Genomic DNA, 23,043 nt, shown 5'->3' on the forward strand with positions numbered 1-23,043 from the left:
CTTCAGCCGGGAGGGCGCCTTTTACGGCGTTTGACTTATTGCTGCGTGCCGGTCCCGAGCAAAGTACCGGCCGCGCGGTGACAGACCCGAGTCTTGCGGTCGATCACCTCACCGCCCCGAATGCGGCTACTTCCGATGATCGCGCCGGTTCGCGCGTCTGTCATTAGGTAAGACTCCCGGGAACCCCAAAACGTTGCGAGCTTGCACGGTTTGAGTCATCCCTGTTATCGAACCGATATCAAACCCCGGAGCAACCCGTCGTGGTGACCAGGCGCACCACGAATTTACTGGTACGCAGGTACAAAAACACGTCAGACTGGTACTCGTGTCCAGCAACGCCAAACTCGCCGACTACCGTGCCGCGCTCACCCTGCCCTCGATGCGACTGTCCGTGCTCGCATCTCTGCTCGGCCGCATGCCCATCGCCATGGTCAGCATGTCGTTGCTGCTGTTCGCCCGCCAGGAGCTCGGCGCGTTCGGGGTCGCCTCGCTGATCTCCGGGGGCAATCTGATCGGGGTCGCGCTCGGTGCGGTCGCCCAGGGCCGGATGCAGGACCGGCTCGGCCCGACGAAACCGTTGCTGATCGCCTCGGCCGGGCTCATCGTGTTCACCGCGGCCGAGCTCCTCGCGGTGTCCGCCCAAGCCACACCGGTGCTGCTGGTCGCGCTCTCGGTCGGGATCGGACTGAGCCAGCCGAACGTCGGCTCGGCCTCCCGTGCGCTCTGGCCGCGGGTACTCACCGATCCGCACCAGCGCCAAGCCGCCTACTCCTACGAGGCGATCAGCCAGGAGGTGTTCTTCATCCTCGGCCCCGGGATCGCCGGTGCACTGATCGCGCTGCCCTGGCACGGCACCGGTGTCGTGGTCGCGGTCGCCGTGATGGCCTTCGGTGCGGTCGCCTTCGCGCTCACCCCGACCGTGCGCGCCTGGGGACCGGAACGGGAACAGTCGAAGGCCAGTCTGCTCGGCCCGCTGGCCGCACCGGGTATGCGCACCCTGGCGCTCGGGGCGCTCGGCTTCGGGCTCGCGATCGGGTTCGTCGAGGTCGCCGTGCAGGCCGCCGCGATCCGTTCGGGCGCGCCTTCGGCGGGCGGTCTGCTGCTCTCCCTGTGGGCGATCACCTCAGTGCTGGTCGGGGTGTTCTACAGCCTGCGCCCGGTCCCGCGCCCGCTCGGGCTCCGGCTGCCCGCCCTGCTCGGCCTCTTCGGCGTGTTCATCGGCCTGATGTCGCTGCCGGGCGAACTGATCGGGCTCGGCGCGGTGATGCTGGTGGCCGGTTCGATGCTGGCCCCGCAGTCGGCGACGCACTCGGTGCTGATCGAGACGGTCGCGCCCAGGCAGATGGCGGGCGAGGCCTTCGCCTGGGTGATCACCGCAGTAACCCTCGGGCTTCTCGGTCGGCCAGTCGATCTCCGGCCAGCTGGTGGACGCCTCGGGCCCCTCACTGGCGTTCGTGGTCGCGGGTGCCGCCGCGGTCGTGATCGCCGCGCTGCTGCTGATGCTGCACCGTACGATCCGGCCGCCGGACACGGCGGCTCCCGCGCAGTTCGAACTGGCTACCGCGAGCCGATGAAGATCGGGTTGGTCAGCGCGACCATGGCCGAACCCCGGCGCACCTCGGCGCGCACCCACTTGGTGTAGCGCGGCCGGGTCTCCCAGCTCAGCGACCCGGCCCCGGTGGCGACCGGGCCCAGCTGGCTGAGCACCCGCGTCGTGCATCCGGGCACCCGAGCGACCTCGAGCTCCACCCGCACCTGCTCGCCGGGTCCTGCCCGCAGCCGCTCACCGATCTCCGCGCGGGCGTTCGCGGTGGAGGCGGTGAACCGCAGGTCGACCTTCGCGGACTCGGCGAGCCAGGAATGCCCGCCATGCAGACCGGCGAGCAGGTCCTCGCTCCGCAGGCTCGCCGCGCGCACCACGGTCTGCGGCAGCCCGACCACATCGGTGGGTTTGTGCGCGTCCGAGTCACCGATCGCCGGGATGAACCTTCCGGTGCGCAGCAGCCCGTCCCAGGTGGTCACCGCGGCCTCGTCGTCCGGCGTCCACGGCCCGTTCCACACCTCGACCAGATCGGCGAGCTCGTAGGAGAACTCGTAGGTGCAGCCGAAGCAGTCCGCGAACGGGTGCGCGGCGATGACCAGTCCACCGGCCGCGTGCACCTGCCGGGTGAACGTCGCGAACGCGCCAGGATCACCCGCGCGGTAGCGCCAGTCGATCCAGGTCCCCGCGGGCAACCCGATCGCCGGCCAGTGCCCGCTGCGCGTGGTGACCTCCTCCCCGTTGAGCATCAGCAGGTCCGGGCGGGCGTGCTCGCCGAGCACCAGCTGCGCGCTGTGCGTGTTGTGCTCGGTCGAGGTGATGAAGTCCAGACCGGCCGCGCGCGCATCCGCGACGAGCTGGTCCAGGGTGCGCTTGCCGTCCGAGTACACGGTGTGCAGATGGTTGTCCCCGCGGTACCAGGAATGGCCGCGCTCCCGCCCCGGCGCGGTGACCGGGGCGGGAACCGGACGGCGCGGCTCGCCCGGATCGCCGAAGCCGATGGTCACGGTGACGCGGTAGTGCATCCCCTGCGGGGCGACGGTGTACGGACCGAGGCAGACGTGCCAGAGTCCCGGGGTGATCGGTCCCGGGATATAGCCGGATGTCGCGTCCCCGGCCCGGATCGAGAACTGCTCGCGGGCCCCTCCCGAGTATCCGCGGAATTCTCCTTCCGGGCCGAAGATCCCGATATCGCAGGCGTTTCCGTACTGACCGGCCGGAGCCTGCGGCTTGTCGTAGGAATAACCGACCTCGATCCGGTTCGCCCCCTCCGGGACCTCGACGGGCAGGTAGTACCAGTCCGGTGCACCCGGGGTGAACGTCCCGTCGATGGTCTTCGTGCTCGCATTCGTTCGGGTCCGTTCCCCGCTCGCCGCGAAGCTCAGTGTGGGAAGGAATGCCGCTGCCGCGGTGCCGGTCGTGCACAGCAGGGTGCGTCGGTCCATGGCGAGCACCCTAGAAGGACACGGCCACGCCCGGGTGAACGGAACCCGGCGGGCACCCGATTCTGTCCGTTCTTGTCAGACCCCCTCGCTAGCGTCCGGGCCATGGAATTCACCACGAGCCGCACCGAGCTCGACGCCGCGTGTTCGGCCGCTGTCCGCCTGCTTCCCGCACGGCGAACGGATCCGGTGCTTTCCGGGCTGCTGCTGCACGCGGGTCCTGCCGGGCTACGCCTGGCCGCCGTGGACCAGGAGCGCGCGCTGGTCAACGACATCGAGGCGATGGTGCACACCGAGGGCTCGGCCCTGGTGCCCGGGAAACCGTTCGCGGAGACCGTGCACGCCCTCGAGGCCGAACAGGTCCAGGTACGCCTCGAACAGCAGGCGCTCGTGCTGCGCACCCCGGGGGCACGGTTCTCCCTTCCGCTGATGAGCCTCGGGCTGCATCCCGGGGTGCGCGAACCACCGCCCGTGCTCGGCGAGCTCGACGCCGCCCGGCTCGCCGAACCGCTCGCCGTGGTGGCCGGTGCCTGCTCAGGGGATCTCGCGCTGCCGATGTTCACCGGGGTGCGGTTGCGCGGCCAGGCGGGGACGCTGCGGATGACCGCGACCGATCGCTACCAGCTCGCGGTGGCCGATCTGCCATGGGACGGGGCGGATTTCGATGTGCTCGTCCCGGGCAAGGTGCTCGGCGAGGTCACCCGCAGGGCCACCGGAACAGTGCGGCTGCACGGCACTGTGCAGCCCGGTGGTGCGATGGATCGGTTCGCGCTCGGCTGGTCCGGCGGCGTGGTCAGCACCGCGCTGCTGGCCACCCCGTTCATCGACGAGCAGCGCTATCTGGACGAGGCGGCCGATGCGGTCGTGGAGCTCGAGGCCGAGGCGCTCGCCGGTGCGGTGCGCAGGGCTGGCCTGTTCGCCGACGGGCGCGGGGCGGTGTTGCTCGATCTCGGTGAAGACGAGGTGCGGGTGCGCGCGACCGCGGAGGAGGGCGCCGGGTTCGGCACGGCGAGCGAAACCGTGAAGGCCTCGGTGACCGGTCAGCTCGCCCAGCACTTCCGCAGCGCGTACCTGCTCGGGGCGCTGCGTGGATTCGGCTCGGCCACGGTGCGGATGCGGGTGCTCGACGGCATGCGGCGAACCCTGCTGAGCTCCCCGGATGTGCCCGAGCTGCGTTACGTGATCATGCCGATCGTGGGGAGGTGATCATGCGCCGCGCAGGTACTCCAATTGCGCGCGGACCGAGTGTTCCGCGGCGGGCCACAACGAACGGTCCACATCGACGTAGACGTGCTCGACCACCTGCCGGGCACTCGCCTCGGGGCCGAGCGCCGCCAGCGCCCCACGCACCTGGTCGAGCCGCTGCTGGCGGTGCTCGAGGTATTCGCGCGCGGTCTCGGCGATATCGCCGAGCTCCGGGCCGTGGCCGGGCAGGCCGATCGCCGCACTGGGGGTATCGGCCAGCCTGCGCAGCGAGCCGAGGTAGTCGCCGAGGCTGTCGATCACGGTGGTCCCCTTGCCGAGGATCGTGTCCCCGGTGAGCACGACCGGTCCCGAGGCGCGGTGCACGACGAAGCTCACCGAGTCGTGCGTGTGCCCGGGGGTGTGCAGGACCTCGATGTCGAGCCCGGCCGCGTCCACCCGTTCGCCGTCGCTGAGCGCGGTTCCCCCGCCGAGGCACAGCTTCGCGTCGAAGGCCCGCACCGGGGCACCGACCCGCTCGGCGAACTCCGCGGCCGCGCCGTAGTGGTCCGGATGGTGGTGGGTGATCAGCACCAGCTCCACCGCACCCGCCGCGGCGGCGAGCACGTCGAGATGGGCGGGATCCTGTCCTTGGGATTCACGTTCCCCGGGATCGACGACCACCGAAATGGCACTGCCCGGGGCGCGCAGCACGAGCGAATTGGTGCCGTCGAGCGTCATTACGCCGGGATTGTGTTGCAGCACGACGGTCGCGAACTCGGTGACCTCGCGCGGCTCCGCATAAGCCGGGTGTCCGGTCATTGTGCTCCTCCTCCACGCCGAATTCCGTCAGGCCGAATTCCGTCAGGCCGAGTTCCGCTGGCCAGGGCGCGCCGGGCCTTCTCGGGGAGCACGAGGAACGCGTGCCCGTTCTCCCGGACCAGCCGCGGCAGCAACGGTTCGATCTCGCGTTCCGCGGTCATCGCGGCTCCGACGCTCGGATGCGCGGCGAGCTCGCTCAACGTGACCCTGGTCGGCGGCAGCAGCACGCTGTGCCCGCGCTCGTGGTCCTCGAGGGCTTCGGCGGGACGGCGCCAGGACGTGTGATCGGCCTCGCTGGTGTCCCCATCGGCGCGCTGGCCATCCGGCAGGGCGGCCACGAAGAACCGGGTGTCGTACCGGCGCGGTTCACCGACCGGGGTGATCCAGTGCGACCACGGCCGCAGCAGATCCGCGCGCAGCACGAGCTCGTTCGTGGCGAGGAACTCAGCGAAGGACAGCTCCCTGCGCACCAGGGCACCGCGGGCCTCGGCGAACTTGCCCGCGTCCGCGACCACGGTGTCCGCCGAGGGACCCGCGAGCAGCACCCCGGACTCCTCGAAGGTCTCCCGGACGGCGGCGCACACCAGCGCACCGGCGAGCGCGGAGCTGCAGCCGAACCGTTCGGCCCACCACATGGCGGGCTCACCCGCCCAGGCGATACCGGCATCCGCGTCCCGGGAGTCGACGCCCCCGCCGGGGAACACGGTCATCCCACCCGCGAAGGCCATCTGGGTGACCCTGCGCTGCAGGAACACCTCGGTTCCCGCCTCGGGCGCGGCCCGCAGCAGTACGACGGTCGCCGCATCACGCGGCGTGACCGGTTCGGCCGGTTCCTCATCCGGTACGAACCCGTCCGGCAACTTGATCTGTTCCGGCACCTCATCCACCCGGACACCCTAACGATGAGCCTGTCGTTAGGGTCCCTGCCGTGAGCAGGATCAAAATCGGACTGGTCGGAGCGGGCCCGTGGGCGAACCGGGTACACGCGCCGTCGATCGCCGCGCACCCGCGCACCGAGCTGGCCGGAGTCTGGGCGCGCCGGGACGAGGCCGCGCAGTGGGTGGCCGAGGCGAACGGCGGGCAGGTGTTCGGCAGCCTCGAGGAGCTGTACGCCTCGGTGGACGCGGTGACCTTCGCTGTTCCGCCGCAGGTGCAGGCCGAACACGCGCTCGCCGCGGTACGCGCCGGGCGGCACGTGATCCTGGAAAAGCCCATCGCGGCCAGTCTCGAGAACGCCGAACGACTGGTGAAGGCCATCGAAGCGGCCGGGGTGGCCTCACTGGTGATGCTGACCCGCCGGTTCGCGGACGAGACCCGGAACTGGCTCGCCGCGATCGGCGAACGCGAGGACTGGCAGGGCGGTACCGCGACCTGGCTCTCCGGCGCGCTGCTCGGCGGGGAGTACCGCGATTCCGCGTGGCGGCACGAGCGGGGAGCCCTGGACGATATCGGCCCGCACGTACTCGATCTGGTCGACGCCGCACTCGGCCCGATCACCGAGGTGCGCGCCGCCCAGCACACCGCCGACGGGCTGTGGCAGCTGCTGCTCGGCCATCGCGGCGGGCGCACCAGCACGGTGACGCTCTCGCTGCACGTCCCGGTGCGACCGAGCAGGCTGAAGTTCACCGCCATCGGGCCCGCGGGCGCGAGCTCGCTCGAAGGCAGGGAGACCCCGGCCCCGGACAGCTTCGCGATGCTGCTCGACGAGTTCACCACGATGCTGGACGCGGGCGAGACCAGGCATGCCTGCGACGCACGCCGCGGTCTCCACCTACAGCGCCTGCTGGCCGAGGCCAGGGATCGTGCCGGAAGCTGAAACGGGCCCTCGGGCGCGCGCTCAGCCGACCTCGGCGATCAGCTCGACTTCCACCGGGGCACCGAGCGGCAGCTCGGCGACTCCGACCGCGGACCTGGCGTGCGTACCCGCCTGCTCGAAGACCTCACCGAACAGCTCCGAGGCACCGTTGATCACCCCGGGCTGGCCGCCGAAACCGGGAGCGGAGGCGACGAACCCGACGACCTTCACGATCCGGGTGATCGCATCGACCCCGGCGAGCGCGTGCACCGCGGCGAGCGCGTTGAGCGCACAGGTGCGGGCGTAGGCCTTCGCGTCCTCCGCGCTGACCTCGGCGCCGACCTTGCCGGTCGCGGCGAGTTCCCCGTTCACGAACGGCAGCTGGCCGGAGGTGTACACGTGCGAGCCGCTGCGCACCGCGGGCACGTACGCCGCGACCGGGACGGCCACCTCGGGAAGCGTGATCCCCAGCTCGGCGAGCCGCTGCGCCGGCGTGCTCATCGCCCTCCCTCCCTGCGCGAGCTCGGCGCTTCGCGAGGGCGCTGTATCGATGATTCGCTCGCAGGCTCGCTCATGACTTCTCGCGCTTGAGGTAGGCCACGTGCTGCTCGCCGGTCGGGCCGGGAAGGACGGTGACCAGTTCCCAGCCGTCCTCGCCCCACTGGTCGAGGATCTGCTTGGTGGCGTGCGTGAGCAACGGAACCGTTGAGTACTCCCACTTCGTCATGCCCCGAGCCTACGGAGGTTTGACGTCGGCGACGGCATCGGGTTTCCTACGCGGAAGTAGGTGCCAGCACCCAGTGTCGCCGGGCTCACCCCCGGCGACCATTCGAGAACGCATAGGCTGAACTGATGATGCCCACCGACCAACCGTGGGACGCCGAACTCGCCCGCGCTCGGCTGCACGTCGTCACGGGCAAGGGCGGCACAGGCAAGACCACGGTCGCCACCTCCCTGGCACTCGCGCTCGCGACCGGCGGCAAGCGGGTGCTGCTGGTCGAGGTCGAGGGCCGCCAGGGCATCGCGCAGCTGTTCGACATTCCCCCGCTGCCCTACGCGGAGGAGCACGTGGCGGCCGCAGCCGGCGAGGGCGAGGTGCGCGCGCTCGCGGTGGACACCGAGGCCGCGATGCTCGAATACCTGGACATGTTCTACAACCTCGGGTTCGCGGGCCGCACCCTGCGCCGGATGGGCGCGATCGAGTTCGCGACCACGCTGGCCCCCGGGCTCCGCGATGTGATTCTCACCGGGAAGGTGAAGGAGACGGTCACCCGTACCGAGGCACGCGGGCGCCACCTCTACGACCACGTGGTGCTCGACGCGCCACCGACCGGGCGGATCGTGCCCTTCCTGGATGTCACCCGCGCGCTCTCCGATCTGGCCAAGGTCGGCCCGGTGCGCGGGCATTCGGACGGCGTGATCAACCTGGTGCACTCCCAGGACACCCGGGTGCACCTGGTGACGCTGCTCGAGGAGATGCCGGTGACCGAGACGCTGGAGGCGATCCGCGATCTGGACGCCGCCGATCTGCGTCCTGGCGCGGTGATCCTGAACCGGGTGCGCCCGCCGCGGCTGCCCGCGCGCTCGATCTCCTCGGCCGCCGATGGGCGGGTGGACAAGAACCGGATCCGCGATGGTCTCTCCAGCGCGGGACTGGATCTGCGGCTCGAGGAACTGGAAGGGCTCGTGGAGGAGACCGTGGAGCACGCGGTCCGCGTCGACGCCGAGGCTCGCGCGCGGGCCCGGCTCGACGGCACCGACCTCCCGGTGCTCGAACTGCCCGAGCTGACCGAAGGGGTGGATGTGGCCGCCCTCTACGAGCTCGCCGAAGCACTGAACGCACAGGGAGCCGGGGGAAGCCGTGTCAGCTGAGCAAGCGGTGGATATCGACCGCCTCATCGATGACCGGGACACGAAGGTGATCGTGTGCTGTGGTTCCGGCGGGGTCGGCAAGACCACCACGGCGGCCGCGATCGCGGTGCGCGCGGCCGAGCGTGGCCGCAAGACCGTGGTGCTCACCATCGACCCGGCGCGCAGGCTCGCACAGGCACTCGGGCTCGCGGAGCTGGGCAACCACCCGCGCCCCGTGCAGATCGAGGGATTCGATCCCAAGGGCGAGCTCGCCGCGATGATGCTGGACATGCGGCGCACCTTCGACGACATGGTGCTCGCGCACGCCACGAAAGAGCGCGCCGACGAGATCCTGGCGAATCCCTTCTACCAGACGATCTCGGCGAACTTCTCCGGAACGCAGGAGTACATGGCGATGGAGAAGCTCGGCCAGCTCGCGCACACCGGGCAGTGGGACCTGATCGTGGTGGACACCCCGCCCTCACGCTCCGCGCTGGATTTCCTCGACGCCCCGCAGCGGCTCTCCACGGTGCTCGACGGGCGGGTGCTCAAACTGCTCGCCGGGCCCGCGCGGGCGGGTGGCTCCGGGTTGCGCAAGATCGTGGCGGGCGGGTTCGGCATCTTCGCCAAGGCCGTGTCCACGATCATCGGCGGGCAGCTGCTGACCGACGCCTCGACCTTCGTGCAGGCCTTCGACTCGATCTTCGGCGGATTCCGGGAGCGCGCCAAGAAGACCTACGAGCTGCTGCGCTCACCGGGCACCGCGTTCCTGGTCGTGGCCACCCCGGAACCGGACGCGCTGCGTGAGGCGACCTTCTTCGTCGAGCGGCTGGCCACCGAACGGATGCCGCTGGCCGGGCTGGTCGTGAACCGCACCCATCCACTGCTGACCGAGCTGGCCCAGCCGCGGGCGATCGCCGCCGCCGAACATCTGGAGGAACTCGGGCGGGCACCGTTGGCCGCCGCGGTCCTGCGGCTGCACGCCGATCGCGCCGCGCTCGCGCACAAGGAAGAGCGGCTGCTGGCCCGCTTCGCGAAGGCGCACCCGGGCATCGCGACCATCGGGGTGCCCGCGCTCGCCGGAGACGTGCACGATCTGGACGGGCTGCGGGAGATCGGGCTGCGCCTCGTCGGGGTCTGAGCCCCTGATCCGCGCTAGCCCGCCTTGCTCTCCTGAACGAACTCCTCGCGCGCCGAGCTGAGCAGCTCCTGCCAGGAGCCGACCTCCGGACGACGGCGCAGCAGCGCACGGCGTTCGCGTTCGGTCATCCCGCCCCACACGCCGAAGTTGATCCTGCGGTCCAGCGCCTCGGCGAGGCATTCGGTGCGCACCGGGCAGCTCATGCACACCATCTTCGCCTTGCGCTGCTCGGCTCCACCGCGCACGAACAGTTCATCGGGATCGGTGTCGCGGCACGAGGCCAGGCTGCGCCACCCGTTCCGATCGTTCCCCATCGAGAACCCCCTATCGGTTATCAACAATCCACATCCGGCTTCCCCTTCGAATCCGGATACCGCGAGCGGCGACGGCCTCCATCCATGCCGCGCGGTCGGCTCAATTCGTGGATTGCGACGCACTGTAATAGCGATCGGTTCCATGCGTCCAGAAATCGATTTCCTGACCACCCGGAGATGGGTAATCCGATCGAGTGAACGCGACATACCTGGAGAGAGAGCGCGATTACACGGCGTGGAGGCAAGCTCGGCTTTACGTCGCGCACGTATGCTGGCCGGGTGCGTGTGCGAGATGGTCTTTTCAAGCTGATCGGGTTGTGCCTTGTCGCCGGGGTGCTCGTCGCCGGACTGCTGTTTCCCGCAGCTGGGGGCGCCGGAATCCTCTCCAATCAGATGAGCAGCACGGTGGACGATCTCTCTGCCGACCTCACCTCCAACCAGTCCCCCTTGGTGACCAGGGTGCTGGACAAGGACGGCAACCAGGTCGCCTCGCTGTACGACCAGTACCGGCTGCCCGCCGCGCCCGAGCAGATCTCGCAGAACATGAAGGCCGCCATGGTCGCGGTCGAGGACCGGCGGTTCTTCGACCACGGCGGGGTGGACCTGAAGGGCACACTGCGCGCGGCGATCAACGACGTCGGCGGCGGAAGCACCCAGGGCGCCTCCTCCATCACCCAGCAGTACGTGAAGAACTTCCTGGTCAACGTCGTGCACCGGAACAACAAGGCCGAGCAGCTGCGCGATCAGGAAGCGAACATCGCGCGGAAGCTGCGTGAGGCACGGATCTCGATGCAGCTCGAGCAGCGGATGAGCAAGGATCAGATCCTCGCCGGTTACCTGAACGTGGTGACCTTCTCGTCGAACGTGTACGGGGTCGGGGCCGCGGCCAAGACCTTCTTCGACACCACTCCGGACAAACTCACCATCCCCCAGTCCGCGCTGCTGGCCGGCATGGTGAACAACCCGATCGTGCTCGATCCGTGGAAGAACCCGGACAAGGCCCTGCAGCGGCGCAATTTCGTGCTGGACAAGATGGCGGAGTCCAAGGCGATCACCACGCAGCAGGCACAGGACCTGAAGAAGGAAGAGCTCGGCATCGTGCCCGAGCGCAAGCTGCCCTCGCCCAGCTGCGTCGGCGCGCCGGACTACGCCGGATTCTTCTGCGACTACGTCAAGCAATACCTCGAGGAGAACGGGTTCACCAAGGACCAGATCGAGTCCGGCGGCTACACCATCAAGACCTCGCTGGATCCGAAGATGTCGAAGGCCGCCCGCGATTCGGTGAAGAAATCCGTGCCACCGGGCTCCCCGAACGTCACGAACTCCTTCGCGGTGGTCGGTTCCGGCCCGCAGGCACACCAGGTGCAGGCCATGGTCGCCAACCGCACCTATGGCACCGATGCCGATGAGGGCGGGCGCAGTTACAACGTCGTCTCGGATCCCTCGGTGACCTTCGGCGGCGGGTCCACGTTCAAGATCTTCACCTCGGCCGCGGCGCTGGAGAACGGCGACGCGGGCCTGAACACGGTGCTGCCGAACCCGAAGAGCGTCTCGGTCAAACGCGCCGGCGCACCCAGGTTCGAACAACCCCAGCACACCTCGAACCTGAACGGGACCGGGGCGACCATCTCACTGCGGTCCGCCCTGGAGAAGTCCCCGAACACCGCGTTCTTCCTGCTGGAGAACAAGGTGGGGCTGTCCAAGGTGCTGCAGATGGCGCAGCGGCTCGGGCTGCGGCACACGATGCAGTCCAACACCATCGGCAATCCGCCGATCACCGATCCGGACGATCAGCGTTCCAAGGACGACCGCCTCAACCAGCCGCAGTCGAAGTTCTACCAGACCAAGCTCTCGTTCACGCTCGGCGTCAGCGCGGTCAGCCCGCTCGAGATGTCGAACGTGATGTCCACGATCAACTCCGGCGGCACCTGGTGCCCGCCGAACCCGGTGCTGTCCATCACCGACCGGGACGGCAAGCCGGTTCCGGTGCCGAGCAAGCCCTGTGAGCAGGTCATCTCCCCGGATGTGGCCAAGGCGCTGGCCCAGGGTATGTCCGAGGACACCATCGGCGGTACGTCCGCGGCGGCGGCCCGCGCGGCCAACTGGAACCGGCCCGACTTCGCCAAGACCGGTACCACCAACTCCAACGAATCGGTCGCCTTCACCGCGGGCGTGGACAACTACGGCGTCGCCTCCATGGTCTACTCCGACGGCTCCAACCCGGCCCCGCTCTGCGGTGGGAAACCCATCGTCGCGGGCTGCTCGGGCGGCGACAAGGGCGGCGCCTTCGGTGGTTCCGCGGCCGGTCCGCCCTACTTCGACGCGTTCAACGCCATCCTCGGAGACAAGAAGGTCAAACCCGTGCCACAGGCGCCCGACTCCATGCTCACCAGCGGTGGCCGCGCCCCGCTCGTGCCCTATGTGCTCGACCAGGATGCCGACTCCGCGAAGGAAGCGCTCCGCAAGGCCGGGTACGGCAATGTCGTGGTCAAGAAAACGACCGGGAAGGCCAAGCAGGGCACCGTCATCGCCGAGACCCCGCAGGGAAATGTGGTGCAGGGGCAGCAGATCACCCTCTACACCTCGGATGGCAAGCAGCGGTAGCCGAAGGCCCCGCACCCTGCGCCGCGAGCAGCGTTAAGCATAGGTAAGGACCATTACCCATCCTGCCCGCGAATACGTAGCATCGAGGGTATGAACCGTATCCAGCGCTCCGCTTTGTCCGTATTGGCGGCCGGTGCAGCGACACTGGCCTATGCCGGGATCTACGAGCGGCGGCGATGGACCCTGCGCGAAGCGACGCTCCCGGTGCTTCCGCCGGGCGCGGAGCCGCTGCGGCTGCTGCACGTCTCGGATCTGCACATGATGCCCGGCCAGCGTTCCAAACAGCGCTGGGTCGCCGAGCTGGCCGAACTGCAGCCCGATCTGGTGATCAACACCGGGGACAACCTCGCCCACCGCAAGGCGGTGCCCGCCGTGATGCGTGCGCTCGGCCCGTTGCTGAACTTTCCGGGTGCGTTCGTGTTCGGCAGCAACGACTACTACGCGCCCAAGCCGAAGAACCCGGCGCGCTACCTGATGCCGCGGGCGAACAAGAAGCGCATCCACGGTGTCCGGCTGCCCTGGCGGGATCTGCGGGCCGCACTGCTCGAACGGGGCTGGATGGACGCCACGCACACCCGTGGCCATCTGGATGTGCACGGCAGGGATGTGTTCCTCGCCGGAGTCGACGATCCGCATCTGCGCCGGGACCGCTACGACCGCATCTCGGGTGCCGCGGATGTGCGCGCGGCGGTGCGCCTCGGACTCACCCACTCGCCGGAGCCACGCGTGCTCGACTCCTTCGCCAACGACGGGTACAACCTGGTGCTCGCCGGGCACACCCACGGTGGGCAGCTGCGCATTCCCGGTTACGGCGCGATCGTCACGAACTGTGAACTCGACCGCTCCCGGGCTCGCGGCGCCTCCCGCTGGGGCGCGCACATGTGGCTGCATGTCTCCGCGGGCCTCGGCACCTCGCCGTATGCCCCCGTCCGGTTCGCCTGTCCGCCGGAGGCGAACCTGTTGACGCTGGTCCCGGTGCCGACCGCGAACTCGGACAGCCTGAGTGGGGCCGGTTTCGGCCGCGGTGAAGCCATCGGCTAGACTCTTACGCGGCTCACCTCGGGGTGTGGCGCAGCTTGGAAGCGTGCCTCGTTCGGGTCGAGGAGGTCGTGGGTTCAAATCCCGCCACCCCGACAAATAGCCGCAAGGCCCGGGTCCATACGGACCCGGGCCTTGTTTTATGAAGACACGATTTAGGAAGACACGATTTAGGAAGACACGGTTTCAGGAAGACACGGCTATTTCGGTTGCGGGGGCGCCGAAACTGATGGGGTGACCGATATCCGCGCCGTGCCGCCGACCGACCCCGACGACCAGCTGCTGCTCCGCGAATACCTCGCCGAGGTGATCGGGCGCTACTACGGAAGGCCCGCGACCGAAGCGGAGATCGACGAGGAACTCACCGAACGCCCCTACCACCTCGCGGTCACCCTGATCGCCTACGCCGATGGGGAACCGGCGGGCTGTGCCGGGCTGCGCGAGGCGGACGGCTATCTGGAGCTGAAGCGGCTGTACGTGCGGCCCGCACAGCGCGGGACCGGGCTGGCCAAGCTCCTGGTCGCCGAGGCGGAACGGCATGCGGCCGAACGCGGCGCCTCGGTGATCCGCTTGGAGACACGGGCGGATCTGGTCGAGGCGCGGCGGCTCTACGCGGAGCTCGGCTACACCGAGATCCCCGGCTACGGTCACGATCCGTACACCGACCACTCCTTCGAGAAGCGGCTGACCGAACACACCATGGGGTAAAATGCCCCGGTGAGCGGGTTCCCCAAGGACTGGCAGGTCGGTCAAGAACAGCAGGAGTGGCTCGATTCCCTTCCCCCGGAAAAGCGGCACGCGATCGCGGATTCGGCGAATGCCCTGCGGGTGGCGCACCTCAGCGCGGCGGAGTCGATCGAGGAAATGCTCGAATCGATGCTCCGGAAATCGGACGGCAGCGACTCATCGGCCGATTTCCTGACGAGCGTCGCTTTCCTTTCCTATTCCCTGCGTGCCTCGGCCCGCGGGAATTTCGCGAAAGCGACCGAACTCATGCAGACGGCGAACCGCTATCAGCGTTCCGCCCTGCCCGAGCTCGATTAGAAGACCACCGCCCACTGGTCCCAGAAGTATCCGACGATGATCCCGAAGATGATCAGCAGCCACACGATCGGCACGACCGGGTGGAATCGGGCGATCGCGCGCATCGGGCGTTTGACGGCTTCCGGTGCCCCGACCCGGTCGGTGGAGAACAGCACGAGCACGGTGTAGCTGAAGATCGCGATCATCACGATCCAGACCGCCATGCAATATGGGCACAGCTTGTGGATGACGAAGACACTCTCGATGAACAGCCAGTGGATGAAGCCGACCCCGAAAAGGCAGCCGAACAGCAGGCCCATCCAGAACCAGTCGGGGAAACTGGCCCGGCAGAGCAGCGCGACGCCGATGGTGATGACCACCGCGAAGCCGAAGGTGCCGATGACCGGGTTCGCGAACCCGAAAGCCGAGCCCTGCGGGGTGTTCATCACCGAACCGCAACTGATCAGCGGATTGAAATTGCAGCTGGGCACATAGCCCGGGTCGGCGAGGCTGTTGATCTTCTCGATCGTGAGCATGATCGCCGAGGCGGCCCCGATCAGCCCGCCGATGAGCAGAATCCAGGGAAAGACCCGTTCGACGCCGGTCTGCTCTTCCTCGAATTCGTCCTCAGGTAGCTCGCCGTGTTCGACCTGTGCCATCACGTCGGTCATAGTAGAACCGTGGGATGATCGCGCCGTGACTGGCACCGCGCATCCGCAAGCCCCCGCTCCTGGACAGCTGTTCGACGACGCGAGCGCGGAGTCGCGCTGGCGGGCCCGGTTCACCGCCGCGCGCATGTCCCTGCCCGACTGGGCAGAGCACGCGCCCGCCCGTTCACTGTATGTATCCAACGCCTCCGGGGTGTGGGAACTGTACGCGTGGGACCGGGAGAACGGCGAGCACCGCCAGGTCACGGACCGGCCGAACGGCACCATTCACGGGGCGATGTCCGCCGACGGCGAGTCGATCTGGTGGTTCGACGACACCGATGGCGACGAGTTCGGGCACTGGGTACGCGAACCGTTCACCGGCGGCCCCGGAGCACCCGCCGTTCCCGAGGCGGCCGACGGCTACCCGGGAGGGCTCGCCATCGGCCGCACCACCCGCGCGGTCGGCGTCTCCACCGACGAGGGCAGCACCGTCTGGCTGGCCACCGGCACGGACCCGGCCAGGGTGGTCTACCGGCACGAGACCGATGCCGGGGTGTCCGCGCTGTCCGAGGACGAAAGCCTGCTTGCGATCGGGCACTCCGAGCACGGCGACAACCGCCACCCCGCGCTGCGCGTGTACGCGGTCGCGGACGGCTCGGTGGTCGCGGAGAAATCCGACGGACCGGGCAAGGGACTCGAGGCGATCGCCTTCGGCCCCACCGAGGGGGACAACCGGCTGCTGGTGGTGCACGAACGGCGCGGCCGGGAGGAACTGCTCGTCTGGGACCCGGTGCGGGACGCCGAGACCGAGATCCTGCTCGATCTGCCCGGCGAGGTGGTCGCGGACTGGTACCCGGACGGATCGGCGCTGCTGATCCTGCACACCCACGAGAGCCGCAACACCGTGCACCGCTTCGACCTGCGCACCATGCGGCTGACCGCCCTGGACACCCCGAAGGGCACCATCGGCTCGGCGAGCGCGCGCCCGGACGGATCGGTGGAGTACTCCTGGTCCGCCGCGTCCACCCCGGGCAAGATCCGCACCCTCGGTGCGGAGGGCACCGAGCGGGTGCTGCTCGAGCCGCCCGGGCCGATCGCCCCGGAGTCGGTCCCGGTGACCGATGCGTTCGTGGACGGTCCCGGTGGCACGGTGCACGCGCTCGTGGCCTCCCCGGGCGGCGAGCGCCTTCCGACGGTGTTCTCCGTGCACGGCGGCCCGCACGCCAGCGATGAGGACCGGTTCTCCGCCTACCGCGCGGCCTGGGTGGACGCCGGGTTCGCGGTCGTGGAGGTCAACTACCGCGGTTCCACCGGATACGGCTCCACCTGGCGGGACGCGATCGAGGGCCGCCCCGGCCTGACCGAGCTCGAGGACATCGCGGCGGTGATGGACTGGGCCGTGCAGACCGGGCTCGCCGATCCGCAGCGGTGTGTGCTCGGCGGCGCGTCCTGGGGCGGCTACCTGACCCTGCTCGGTATCGGCATCCAGCCGGAGCGCTGGGCGGCCGGGCTCGCCGTGGTCCCGGTCGCCGACTACCTGGCCGCCTACGCCGACGAGATGGAGCAGCTGCGCGCCTTCGACCGGGCCCTGTTCGGCGGCTCCCCCGAGGAACTTCCCGAGCTCTACACCCGGTGTTCCCCGCTGACCTATGTCGACCAGGTGCGCGCGCCCGTGCTCGTGATCGCGGGCGAGAACGATCCGCGCTGCCCGATCCGCCAGATCGAGAACTACCTGGACCGGCTCGCCGAGCGCGGCTCACCCTACGAGGTGTACCGCTACGACGCCGGGCACGGCTCGCTGGTCGTCGCCGAGACCATCAAGCAGACGGCCATCGAGATCGACTTCGCGCGCCGTGCCCTCGCCGGTAGCGGCAGGCCCAGTCGATAACACTCAGTGCGTGACGGCGCTGACCTGCACCTCGATGTTGCCTCGGGTCGCGTTCGAGTAGGGGCACACCTGGTGCGCGTTCGCGGCCAGCTGCTCGGCCTTGCCCTGTTCCAGACCGGGCAGCTTGACCTGGATGGCGACGGTGAGCCCGAAACCACCCGATTCGGTCTTGCCGATGCCCACGTTCGCGGTCACCTCGGTGTCCTCGCCGAGCTGTTCCCCCGCCTGCTTCGCGACCACGCGCAGCGCACCGTGGAAACAGGCCGCGTACCCGGCGGCGAACAGCTGCTCCGGGTTGGTGTGCAGGCCGCCGGGGCCACCCATCTCCTTCGGTGCCACGAGTTTCTCGTCGATCACCCCGTCGGAGGAGCGGACCTCCCCATTGCGGCCGTCCCCGCTGGCGATCGCGGTCGCGGTGTACACCGGGTCGATGTGTGCGGCTGTCATGTCATTCGTCCTTTCGTAGCGGTCCACTCGTACAACCGCCGAGCGGCGCCGGCTATGCCGTCCGGCGGGTGGCGAACTCGGTGACCTGCGCGCCGATCATCGCGAGGTTCGCCGCGACCCGGTCGTCGGTGCAGCCTCCGGAGGCGTCGAAGCCGACCTCGATGGAGTTCACCGCGGCACCGAGCGGGGTCGGCCAGCCCCGGGTGGCGTGCGCGATCGAGCGCAGCGCGTTGAGTGTATTCACCGAGGCCTGCCAGCCCGCGGCCACGGCGACGCAGCCGATCGCGCGGCCGTCGAGATAGGGCCGTTCATCGGTGCGCAGTTCCTCGATGTAGTCCAGCGCGTTCTTCACCAGGCCGGAGACGGTGCCGTGATAGCCGGGCGAGACGAACACCACTCCGTCGGCGGCGCGCAGCAGTTCGATCATCGAGGCAGCCGCGGCGGGCCGTTCGGCGATCGAGGGATCGTAGAACGGCAGCTCGAGATCGGCGCCGGTGATCGCGCTGACCTTGGCACCGGCCTGTTCGGCCCCGGCGAGCACGAGCCGCAGCGCGCGCCCGGACTGTGAATCCGGCCTCGTGGAGCCGCCGATCCCGACAATGCTGACCGTCATGCCTACGATCCTTCCCATGCGTGGAGTACCCCGCAACCAGTCTGGCACCTCAACCTAAGTAGAGGTCGAGCATGATCCTGGGCACACTGATCTATGACGGCGACTGCGGATTCTGCTTGCAGAGCAAAGATCTGCTCGCCCGGCTGGACCGCCACGGACGGGTCGCACTGCTGCCGCTGCAGGATTCGGACGCCACCGAACTCAGCGGGGTGGACCGGGCTCGGCTCGCCGAATCGCTGCACTGGGTCGGCGCGGACGGGAAGCGGGCGAGCGGGGCCGAGGCGGTCAACGCCGCCCTCGCCGCGGTGACCGGCAGTGGTCTGCCGGTGACCCTGTACCGATTGCCGGTGATCCGGCAGCTCCAGGACCGTACCTACCGCTGGGTCGCCGAACACCGGGGCAGGTTGGGTAGCCTCACAACCAGGTTCTCGAGGAGGTCAACCGTGGTCGATGCGACAAAGCTCGTCAGCAAGCTCCCGCCGAGTGCGAACATCAAGTTCGCGCGCACGCTGTTCAACCTGCCCGCACCGATACGCAAAGCCCTCTCCGGGCGCCCGGTCCGCATCGACGGCCAGACCCTCGATCCGGACATGCGGCTGCTGCTGCGGCTGCTCGAACTCCAGGGCATCGACGGGCTCAGCGCACCGGGCGGACCGCCCCTGGCCCGCAAGCACCTGGTGGAGAGCACCCCTGCCGCGGATGTGCCACGCATCGAGCCGGTCTACGCGAGCACCATGCAGATCGGGGAACTGCGTTCCCGGCTCTACACCCCGGCCGGGCTGGCGGACGGCTCGCCGCTGCTGGTGTTCTTCCACGGCGGCGGCTGGGTCATCGGGGATCTGGACACCCACGACAACGCCTGCCGGTTCCTCGCCCAGAATGCCGGGGTTCGGGTGCTCTCCGTCGACTACCGGGTCGCCCCGGAATTCCCCTTCCCCGCGGCGGTGGACGACGCGCTCACCGCCTACCACTACGCCCGCGCGCACGCGGCCGAACTCGGCGCCGATCCGCGGATGATCGCGGTCGGCGGGGACAGCGCGGGCGGCAACCTCGCGATCGTCACCGGGCTGCTCGCCGATCCGGATTTCGTGCTCGCTTTCTACCCCTCCACCTCGCCCGAACCGACGCGCAGCCGCAAGGAACTGTTCCCATCCGGTTTCTTCATCACCGACAAGGACATGGACTACTTCGCGGATTACTACTGCCCGCCCAAACAGCGCACGGACATCCGGTTCGCGCCCGCGCTCGCCGAGGACCTCTCCGGGATGCCGCCGACCTACATCGCGACCGCGGGCTTCGACCCGCTGCGTGATGACGGCGAGGCCTTCGCGGCCAAGCTCGCCGAGGCCGGGGTTCCGGTCGTGCTGCGCCGGCATCGCGACCTGATCCACGGCTACATCAACATGCTCGGCGTCGGCCCGCGCCCGGCACAGGCACTCGCCGAAGCGGCGGGCACTCTGCGCAGTGCCTTCGCCATGCCCACCAGTTGAGCCGCCCCACCGTCTTTCGGCGCGGGGAAGCCGCAAGCCGACCCGAGAACCATGTTCAAGCCCAGCCGTAGTCGTGGAGGGTGTCGTCATCGATGCCGAAATGGTGCGCGATCTCGTGCACCACGGTGATCCGGACCTCCCGCACCACCTCCTCGGGGGTGGCACAGCGGGCCAGGATCGGCAGCCGGTAGATGGTGATGCGATCCGGTAGCGCCCCGCCGTACTCGATGGTGCGTTCGGTCAGCGCGATGCCGTGGTAGAGGCCGAGCAGCCCGGGCTCGCCCGGGTGCTCGTCCTCCACGAGCACGACCACGTTGTCCATGGCCGCGGTGAACCGTTCCGGGATTCCGTCCAGTGCCTCGCCGACCAGTTCGATGAACTCCTCCTCGGACAGGTGCATGCCACTCACCCGCGGATGGTCCCGGTCGTCGTCTTGAGCCCGGATCCGTCCTTCTTCAGCGCGGCCACCTTGCAGTTGATCTTGTGCGAACCGGCCGCCCAGCTGTCCTTGCCGATGGTGTCCCAGGTCAGTTGCAGGCCGAGGCCGCTGTAGTCGAGCTTGGTGTACTGCTTGGCCAGCGCGGTACACCGGTCCACGAGACCGTGGCGCTGTTTGCTCTCGCTCGGATAACCGTTTCCGAACGATTCCTTCTCGTCCACGGTGCCGACGATCTCGTAGGCGTGCGCCTTCGCGCACTCGGTCGGGTCCCCCGGAGCACCCTTGTCCGTCAGGCCGACGCAGGTGCCCGGCTCATAGACGTTCGACTGATCCTGGCCGCGCACCGATCCGGTCACCTCGAACAGCTGCTTCCCCGAGGGCGCCGCGGCCCGCAGCCCGCACACGAGCGTGTGTTCCCCCGAGCTCCACTGCTCCGCGTCCGGGGCGAGGGCGCCGACGCTGTACTTGCCTTGGGAATCGAGCGGCCCGCCGAGATAGGACGCGGCCTGCGCGGTGCATCGCTGCGCGCTGAGCTGCTGGAGCGCGGCACCGGCCGGGGGCCGATCGCCCGCGGGCAGGGTCACCTTCCCGATGGTCTCGAACAGATGCGGCCGGGCGCAGTCCACCGTGCCGATCTGCCGCTGCCCCGGCTGCTGCCAGCTCAGACAGGTCCCGGGCGGGGCGGCGAGCGCGCTCGCCCGCTGCTCCTGCTGTGCGGCGGCCGCGGACCGGGTCGGATGCCAGGAGAAGGCACCCGCCACGACGAGCACGATGACCGCGCCCAGCGCGACCGCGGCGAGCAGCGCGAAGGGACGGGATCGGTTCATCCTGGAGTAGCGCGCCATCGGCTCTATCATGCCAGCACACGAGGCAGGCACGGCTGGGGTAGCGTCGTAGGTACAAACCGGGCGCCGAATCAAGGAACGATCGTGACCGAGCACCAGAACGACGAGAGAACTCCCGAGCCGGAGGAGCAGGAGCCGACGCCCCGTGGCTCGATGCGCTACCAGGATCCGGAGTCCACTACTCCACGTGAGCCCTCAGTCGCCGAACAGCGCGCCCGCCGCAAGGCCGAGGAACGCGAGCAGGCCCGCGCCCAGGCCGAGGCACAGGCCGCGCAGGAACAGCTGGAGAAGGCCGAGCGCAGGCGCAAGCTGATGCTCGGCGGCGGGGTCACCGTCGGGATCGCCGCGCTCATCGGCGCCTGGTACATCACCTCCACCCCGGATGAGGTCACCGCGACCTGCACCGACAAGAACGGCAACGTCGCCAAAGACGAGCGCGTGTGCGACCAGCAGTACGTGGAGCAGCACGGCGGGCATCCGGGCGCGGGCGGGATGATGTTCCTGCCGATCTTCATGGGCGGCGGGCAGTACCACTACAACTACGGCGGGACCGTGCAGAACGGCCGCGTCACCGGCGGTTCGTTCACCAAACCCGACGGCGCGAACATCAAGACCAAGAGCGGCAAGACCGTCCAGCGCGGCGGTCTCGGCACCGGCAAGGGCGGCTTCGGCAAGGGCGGTTTCGGCGGCAAGAGCGGCGGTTCCTGAGTGCGCAAGGCAACTTCGAAGGTCCGGAAGAACTGGCTCAGCATCGTCGAGGACCTCGGCCTCGTCTACGGCACTCCCGCCAAGGACGCGGCAGGCGCGCCCCGGCCGTACTGGGACGAGTCGGTGCACTACGTGTTCTCCCTCGACGAGATCCTGTCCATCGAGGCGGATGTGGAACTGCTGCACTCGATGTGCCTGGAAGCGGTCGATTCCGTGGTCACCACCGAACGGTTCGCCGAGTTCGGCATCCCGGAATGGGCCTGGCCCGCGATCGCCGAATCCTGGCGGCGCCGCGATCCGCACATCTTCGGCCGCTTCGACCTGCGCTACGACGGAACCGGCCCGGCGAAATTGCTCGAGTACAACGCGGACACCCCGACCACCCTGCTCGAGGCCTCCGTCGTGCAGTGGCAGTGGAAGACCGAGATGTTCCCGGACAGCGACCAGTGGAACTCCATCCATGAGCGGCTCGTGGAGCGGTGGAAGGAAGTGCGCGGACTGCTGCCCTCGAACCAGGTGCACTTCACCTGGTCCAGCGGGGACCCGACCGGCGAGGACCATGTCACGACCGCGTACATGCAGGAGACCGCGGCCGAGGCCGGGGTCGACACGGTCGGGCTCGCGATCGAGGACATCGGCTGGGACGAACTCATGGAACAGTTCGTCGACCTCGAAGAGTCCGCGATGAACTCCATCTTCAAGCTCTACCCCTGGGAATGGCTCGTCGACGACGACTTCGGCAAGCACGCGGCCGCCAAACTTCCGCAGACCATGTGGGTCGAGCCGATGTGGAAGATGCTGCTCTCCAACAAGGCGCTGCTCGCGATCCTGTGGGAGATGTACCCCGACCACCCCAATCTGCTGCCCGCTTTCCTCGACCAGCCCGGATTCCTCACCGAGTACATCCGCAAGCCACGGCTGGGCCGCGAAGGCGCGAACATGCAGATCGTCGCGCCCGGCTACGAGACCGAGACCGGCGGAGTCTACGGCGAAGAGGGCTACGTCTACCAGATGTTCAACCCACTGCCCGAATTCGACGGGTACCGGCCCGCGCTCGGCGCGTGGATCGTCGGGGACGACGCCGCCGGGCTCGGCATCCGCGAATCCGCGGGACTGGTCACCGACGATGGGGCCGCCTTCATTCCGCACCGTATCGAGGAATGAGCGGAAAGCCACACACGGCAACAGTTCACCGCGCGCACACCTGGAAT

Annotated in this window: 24 protein-coding genes and 1 tRNA gene; 14 read left to right on the top strand and 11 right to left on the bottom strand. The window is 69.0% G+C overall.

All coding sequences use genetic code 11. The annotated features are described in order from the left end of the window. Positions 1–325 precede the first annotated feature (325 nt). Positions 326–1,642, top strand: coding sequence for an MFS transporter (locus tag A37U_RS43625; protein ID WP_338055011.1), 1,317 nt, complete (start codon positions 326–328; stop codon positions 1,640–1,642). On the opposite strand, the gene A37U_RS0113760 is transcribed toward A37U_RS43625, so the two are convergent. Further along, a complete protein-coding gene (locus A37U_RS0113760) occupies positions 1,558–2,985 on the bottom strand; it encodes a CehA/McbA family metallohydrolase (protein ID WP_020497224.1) in 1,428 nt (475 codons plus the stop codon). The two genes, A37U_RS43625 and A37U_RS0113760, sit on opposite strands and share 85 nt — an antisense overlap. A 102-nt stretch (positions 2,986–3,087) precedes the next feature. Here A37U_RS0113760 and dnaN point away from each other — a divergent pair, with 102 nt between their 5' ends. Continuing rightward, the gene (gene dnaN, locus A37U_RS0113765; RefSeq protein ID WP_020497225.1) at positions 3,088–4,188 is read left to right on the top strand and encodes a DNA polymerase III subunit beta; all 1,101 of its coding nucleotides are present in this window, start codon (positions 3,088–3,090) and stop codon (positions 4,186–4,188) included. On the opposite strand, the gene A37U_RS0113770 is transcribed toward dnaN, so the two are convergent. Both A37U_RS0113770 and A37U_RS0113775 read right to left on the bottom strand, forming a co-directional pair. Further along, positions 4,189–4,986, bottom strand: coding sequence for an MBL fold metallo-hydrolase (locus A37U_RS0113770; RefSeq protein WP_020497226.1), 798 nt, complete (start codon positions 4,984–4,986; stop codon positions 4,189–4,191). Further along, positions 4,983–5,864, bottom strand: a complete 882-nt coding sequence (locus A37U_RS0113775) for an NUDIX hydrolase (protein ID WP_240437585.1) — start codon at positions 5,862–5,864, stop codon at positions 4,983–4,985. The genes A37U_RS0113770 and A37U_RS0113775 overlap by 4 nt, the downstream gene beginning before the upstream one ends. A 50-nt stretch (positions 5,865–5,914) precedes the next feature. Here A37U_RS0113775 and A37U_RS0113780 point away from each other — a divergent pair, with 50 nt between their 5' ends. Further along, a complete protein-coding gene (locus A37U_RS0113780) occupies positions 5,915–6,802 on the top strand; it encodes a Gfo/Idh/MocA family protein (protein ID WP_020497228.1) in 888 nt (295 codons plus the stop codon). 21 nt (positions 6,803–6,823) lie between these two features. On the opposite strand, the gene A37U_RS0113785 is transcribed toward A37U_RS0113780, so the two are convergent. Beyond that, positions 6,824–7,282 carry a RidA family protein gene (locus A37U_RS0113785; RefSeq protein WP_020497229.1) on the bottom strand — a complete coding sequence of 153 codons (459 nt, stop codon included), beginning with the start codon at positions 7,280–7,282 and terminating at the stop codon, positions 6,824–6,826. A 70-nt stretch (positions 7,283–7,352) separates the two neighbouring features. Beyond that, the gene (locus A37U_RS49655) at positions 7,353–7,508 is read right to left on the bottom strand and encodes a Sp36 family protein (RefSeq protein WP_020497230.1); all 156 of its coding nucleotides are present in this window, start codon (positions 7,506–7,508) and stop codon (positions 7,353–7,355) included. Between the two features lie 128 nt (positions 7,509–7,636). Between A37U_RS49655 and bagA the strand changes: the two genes are divergently transcribed. Continuing rightward, complete coding sequence (gene bagA / locus A37U_RS0113795) at positions 7,637–8,653, top strand: ATPase BagA (RefSeq protein WP_040587658.1); 1,017 nt, start codon at positions 7,637–7,639, stop codon at positions 8,651–8,653. Continuing rightward, positions 8,643–9,773 (top strand): ATPase BagB, encoded by a 1,131-nt coding sequence (bagB, locus tag A37U_RS0113800; protein ID WP_026197203.1) that lies wholly within the window; start codon positions 8,643–8,645, stop codon positions 9,771–9,773. The genes bagA and bagB overlap by 11 nt, the downstream gene beginning before the upstream one ends. Positions 9,774–9,787: 14 nt before the next feature. Here bagB and A37U_RS0113805 read toward each other — a convergent pair whose 3' ends face one another. Then, on the bottom strand, positions 9,788–10,087 hold the full coding sequence (locus tag A37U_RS0113805) for a WhiB family transcriptional regulator (RefSeq protein ID WP_020497233.1): 300 nt from the start codon (positions 10,085–10,087) through the stop codon (positions 9,788–9,790). A 279-nt stretch (positions 10,088–10,366) separates the two neighbouring features. On the opposite strand from A37U_RS0113805, the gene A37U_RS43630 reads away from it, so the two are divergent. The 5 genes from A37U_RS43630 (at position 10,367) to A37U_RS0113830 (ending at position 14,773) form a co-directional block, all read left to right on the top strand. Continuing rightward, complete coding sequence (locus tag A37U_RS43630) at positions 10,367–12,691, top strand: transglycosylase domain-containing protein (protein WP_020497234.1); 2,325 nt, start codon at positions 10,367–10,369, stop codon at positions 12,689–12,691. A gap of 90 nt (positions 12,692–12,781) precedes the next feature. Continuing rightward, positions 12,782–13,732, top strand: a complete 951-nt coding sequence (locus tag A37U_RS0113815; RefSeq protein ID WP_020497235.1) for a metallophosphoesterase — start codon at positions 12,782–12,784, stop codon at positions 13,730–13,732. 19 nt (positions 13,733–13,751) lie between these two features. Beyond that, a tRNA-Pro gene (locus A37U_RS0113820) sits at positions 13,752–13,825 on the top strand. A gap of 138 nt (positions 13,826–13,963) precedes the next feature. Next, a complete protein-coding gene (locus tag A37U_RS0113825) occupies positions 13,964–14,437 on the top strand; it encodes a GNAT family N-acetyltransferase (protein WP_020497236.1) in 474 nt (157 codons plus the stop codon). 9 nt (positions 14,438–14,446) lie between these two features. Next, positions 14,447–14,773, top strand: coding sequence for a hypothetical protein (locus A37U_RS0113830; protein ID WP_020497237.1), 327 nt, complete (start codon positions 14,447–14,449; stop codon positions 14,771–14,773). Here A37U_RS0113830 and A37U_RS0113835 read toward each other — a convergent pair. Next, positions 14,770–15,423, bottom strand: a complete 654-nt coding sequence (locus A37U_RS0113835) for a vitamin K epoxide reductase family protein (RefSeq protein ID WP_020497238.1) — start codon at positions 15,421–15,423, stop codon at positions 14,770–14,772. The two genes, A37U_RS0113830 and A37U_RS0113835, sit on opposite strands and share 4 nt — an antisense overlap. Before the next feature lie 25 nt (positions 15,424–15,448). Here A37U_RS0113835 and A37U_RS0113840 point away from each other — a divergent pair, with 25 nt between their 5' ends. After that, positions 15,449–17,290 (top strand): prolyl oligopeptidase family serine peptidase, encoded by a 1,842-nt coding sequence (locus tag A37U_RS0113840; RefSeq protein ID WP_020497239.1) that lies wholly within the window; start codon positions 15,449–15,451, stop codon positions 17,288–17,290. A gap of 3 nt (positions 17,291–17,293) precedes the next feature. On the opposite strand, the gene A37U_RS0113845 is transcribed toward A37U_RS0113840, so the two are convergent. Together A37U_RS0113845 and A37U_RS0113850 are read right to left on the bottom strand one after the other, a co-directional pair. After that, positions 17,294–17,737 carry an organic hydroperoxide resistance protein gene (locus A37U_RS0113845; protein ID WP_020497240.1) on the bottom strand — a complete coding sequence of 148 codons (444 nt, stop codon included), beginning with the start codon at positions 17,735–17,737 and terminating at the stop codon, positions 17,294–17,296. A gap of 52 nt (positions 17,738–17,789) precedes the next feature. Next, positions 17,790–18,350, bottom strand: coding sequence for an NADPH-dependent FMN reductase (locus tag A37U_RS0113850; protein WP_020497241.1), 561 nt, complete (start codon positions 18,348–18,350; stop codon positions 17,790–17,792). 71 nt (positions 18,351–18,421) lie between these two features. Between A37U_RS0113850 and A37U_RS0113855 the strand changes: the two genes are divergently transcribed. Further along, positions 18,422–19,840, top strand: coding sequence for an alpha/beta hydrolase fold domain-containing protein (locus A37U_RS0113855; protein ID WP_020497242.1), 1,419 nt, complete (start codon positions 18,422–18,424; stop codon positions 19,838–19,840). A gap of 55 nt (positions 19,841–19,895) precedes the next feature. Here A37U_RS0113855 and A37U_RS0113860 read toward each other — a convergent pair whose 3' ends face one another. Both A37U_RS0113860 and A37U_RS43635 read right to left on the bottom strand, forming a co-directional pair. After that, entirely contained in the window at positions 19,896–20,240 is a 345-nt protein-coding gene (locus A37U_RS0113860) for a metallopeptidase family protein (protein WP_026197206.1), read from the bottom strand. A gap of 5 nt (positions 20,241–20,245) precedes the next feature. Then, positions 20,246–21,124, bottom strand: a complete 879-nt coding sequence (locus tag A37U_RS43635) for a septum formation family protein (RefSeq protein ID WP_020497244.1) — start codon at positions 21,122–21,124, stop codon at positions 20,246–20,248. Positions 21,125–21,208: 84 nt separating this feature from the next. On the opposite strand from A37U_RS43635, the gene A37U_RS0113870 reads away from it, so the two are divergent. Continuing rightward, the gene (locus A37U_RS0113870; RefSeq protein WP_020497245.1) at positions 21,209–21,832 is read left to right on the top strand and encodes a hypothetical protein; all 624 of its coding nucleotides are present in this window, start codon (positions 21,209–21,211) and stop codon (positions 21,830–21,832) included. Next, on the top strand, positions 21,833–22,996 hold the full coding sequence (locus A37U_RS0113875) for a glutathionylspermidine synthase family protein (RefSeq protein ID WP_020497246.1): 1,164 nt from the start codon (positions 21,833–21,835) through the stop codon (positions 22,994–22,996). It begins immediately after the preceding gene. Positions 22,997–23,043: the final 47 nt, after the last annotated feature.

Origin of the sequence: Sciscionella marina DSM 45152, from assembly GCF_000379465.1 — a bacterium.
GTDB lineage: Bacteria > Actinomycetota > Actinomycetes > Mycobacteriales > Pseudonocardiaceae > Sciscionella > Sciscionella marina.